General features: G+C 50.5%; 2 protein-coding genes. One reads left to right on the forward strand and one right to left on the reverse strand.

Features of this window, described 5'->3' with window-relative positions; genetic code table 11:
* Nucleotides 1–1,490, forward strand: a 1,490-nt coding sequence (locus KDK16_RS04005; RefSeq protein WP_257274770.1) for a sugar phosphorylase, incomplete at its 5' end; no start/stop codon positions are given.
* Nucleotides 1,491–2,314: 824 nt separating this feature from the next.
* On the opposite strand, the gene KDK16_RS04010 is transcribed toward KDK16_RS04005, so the two are convergent.
* Nucleotides 2,315–3,435: gamma-glutamyltransferase family protein (locus tag KDK16_RS04010; RefSeq protein WP_257274771.1), on the reverse strand; the 1,121-nt coding region annotated here is incomplete at its 5' end.

Consider the following 3,435-nt stretch of genomic DNA (forward strand, 5'->3'; position numbering starts at 1 on the left):
GCAAAAAGGCGATGAAGAAGCGATTTCTTGATGGCCATCTGAACGGGGTTATTAATACCCTTCATATTCTTCCCTACTTTCCCTTTAGCTCGGATGATGGTTTTTCTGTGATTGATTACCTGTCGGTCAACGAACAGCTGGGCAGCTGGCAGGATATTGAAGCCATCGCCGCTGACTATCAGCTGATGTCGGACCTGGTCATTAACCATGTATCCCGGGAAAGTCTCTGGTTTGCCGACTTTGTCAGTGGCCATCAGCCCGGCCGGGATTACTTTATTGAAGAAGATCCGGATACAGACCTCAGTGCAGTGACCCGCCCAAGGAACTCCCCCCTGCTGGTGCCTATTCATACAAGACGAGGGCTGAAGCACGTCTGGGCCACTTTCAGTGAAGATCAGATGGATCTGAATTTTAAAAATCCCGATGTGCTGATCCAGATGGTGGATATCCTGCTCTTTTATCTGGCCCGCGGCTCCAGAGTCATAAGGCTGGATGCCGTCGCTTTTCTGTGGAAGAAACCGGGCACTCATTGCATAAGCCTGCCCGAGACCCATGCTATCGTGAAACTGTTCCGACTGATCATGGAGAAAGCCTGCCCCGGCAGCACACTTCTGACCGAAACCAATGTCCCTCATGAAGAGAACATCAGTTATTTCGGGGAACAGGACGAGGCTCACATGGTGTATCAATTTGCTCTGCCGCCCCTGATACTGCACGCACTCAATCGGGGCACTGAGAAATACCTTGTGCAATGGGCCAGTGACCTGCCTGATTATCCAGAGAGTTGCACCGTCCTGAACTTTACTGCATCCCATGATGGCATAGGCCTGCGTCCGCTGAAGGGGTTGATCCCGGAGAATGAAGTTTCAGAGCTGATCGACAGCATGCACCGTTTTGGGGGGTTCGTCAGTATGCGCACCCTTTCAGACAATACGGAATCACCTTATGAGATCAATATTGCCCTGTTTGATGCCATGAAAGGGACCAGACGAGGCGAGGATCAGTGGCAGGTACAGCGATTTATTTGCTCTCAGCTCATCATGCTGGGGATGCGCGGAATACCTGCTATGTATATACACAGTCTGTTTGCCACGCCTAATGATCTGGCAGGCGTAGAGAGCAGCGGCAGAACCCGCTCTATCAATCGTCGCAGGTGGTTACTGGAAGAATTATTGCCAGACTTGGAAAGCCCTGTTTCAATACCGTCGCTGGTGTTCCAATCGCTGCTGAGTCATCTCAGAGTTCGTAAACAGGAACCCTGCTTTCATCCCAATGCCTCACAAACCATTCTGAATATGGAACCGGGCATTTTTGCATTCATGCGTACATCGCCCTGTGGCCGCCGGAAACTGGTGGCTATACACAACCTGACATCGGCTCATCAAACATTGAACCAGCCAGACTATGTCGGCTGGTTCGATTTACTGGGCGGTGCCGTGGTACAGGACCTTCAACTCAAGCCTTATCAGGTATTGTGGCTGGGAGGCTGAAAATGGCTATCTGAAAGAGCAATGATTTCACCTGTGCCGATGATTTGGATTGTGAAGTTTTCATGGGTACTGGTTATACAGCGGACGAGCCCCCTGACGAGAGCTGATAGCAATCATTGGACATTAGAACCCATAAGAAAAGGACGCTAATGGAATAATATTCACTAGCCAATCCAGTAGCACATGCTCACGGAACAAGTATGAATCAAACCCCCAGAAAACATCACCCGCGCTCGTTGTAAATTTAATTCCGTGAATAAAAATTCCGGAGCACTGATCCAGCCAATCAAATCTGTTACAAAAACTTATTTGCTGCTGACTCTGTATCGGATAATTGCCCCAGACCAGATAGGGTGGGCGAAAATATGTTGATGGTGCAAGAACTCCAAACACTGGTGGAATAAGAGTTACAAACATATCATGACCTTTGCCAGACGTGCACGATGCGTAACTAAACAGGCAGGCGATTCCAATTAGTCACCCAACAGGCTCCTGTTTCACAGTTTGTTGCTCGGGGAACAAGCGAGGGCGCCTAGCCGGGGGCGCCCAGCCCTAAACTCCCCAAGTCTCACAGACTCCGCAGACCTAACATCACGTAAGCTCCAAGGTAAGTCTAAAAGAGACAGAGGAAAGGTAGTTCACGGGTTGGCTCTCCGCAAGCCTCGCTGACATCCCCCACCTGTTTTGGTGGGTCTTACGCGAATTGAGGATCAATGTAGGTGTCGAGTAATACCATTCAAAATTTCACCAGTTCCGCACACGTCTTATACCGGCTACGCTTTTTTTTGTTTAGCCCTGGCCTCAATAATGGCTGCAAATAGCATTCAAATGCCCATCGCCACCCCCTCACGACGGGGGTCAGCACCGCCCTCAAGGCCTTTTTCCGTGATCACAATGCCATGCAGGCCACTGTTGAGTTCCCGCACCTTGATGGAATAGCCGAGCTTTTCCAATGCAGGCTTCAGACGCTCTGCTTCGGTATCCTGCTCAAGCTCATAAACGCCAGACGGATTCAGCTTATGAGGCAGAGCAATGGCTTTCTGGATATCCATTCCCCAGTCAATATGGGCTATCAGGGTTTTGGCAACATAACTAATGATACGACTGCCGCCGGGTGAGCCAATCACCATATAAGGCTGACCCTTTTTATCCATAACAATCGTGGGGGCCATAGAAGACCTTGGTCTTTTACCAGGTTCAACACGATTGGCAATGGGCGTACCACCCTCATGACTGGCAAAAGAAAAGTCAGTCATTTCATTATTCAGCAGGAAACCGCCCACCATCAAACGAGAACCGAAACCGTTCTCAATCGTCGTCGTCATGGACAGCGCATTACCCTCGGCATCGACAATGGAAATATGGCTGGTAGAAGGCAGTTCAATGGACTGATCATCCGCCCTAAGTGAAGCATGCTGCCAGGTGGGTTTACCCGCTTTAACGGTCTTCAGGGCCTGATCTGACTGAAGCTGTTTAGCCCGGTCTGCCAGATATTGACTATTCAGAAGTCCCTGGACAGGCACGGGAACATAGTCACTGTCAGCCAGATAACGGGCCCTGTCGGCAAAAGCCAGTCTTGAAGCACCGGCAAACAGACGCCAGGACTCCGGATTATCCGACCCCAGGCTGGCCAGATCATAAGACTGCAGAATGCCCAGAATTTGTCCCACTGTGGTTGCGCCTGAGCTGGGCGGCCCCATGCCGCAGACAGAGTATTGGCGATAGGCTGAGCACACCGGCGCACGCTCTTTTACCTGATAGTTTTTCAGATCCTTCTTTGAAAGCGCTCCGGGATTACCCCTGGCCTCTCTGACTGTTCTGACAATTCTTTCCGCCAACTCCCCCTTATAGAAGGCTTTTGAGCCCTTGCTGGCAATAAGCCTGAGTGTCCTGGCAAACTCGGGATTTTTTAGAACAGTACCCGACTGAAGTGGCTGTCCTTCTT

Source organism: Endozoicomonas sp. SESOKO4, from assembly GCF_024606275.1.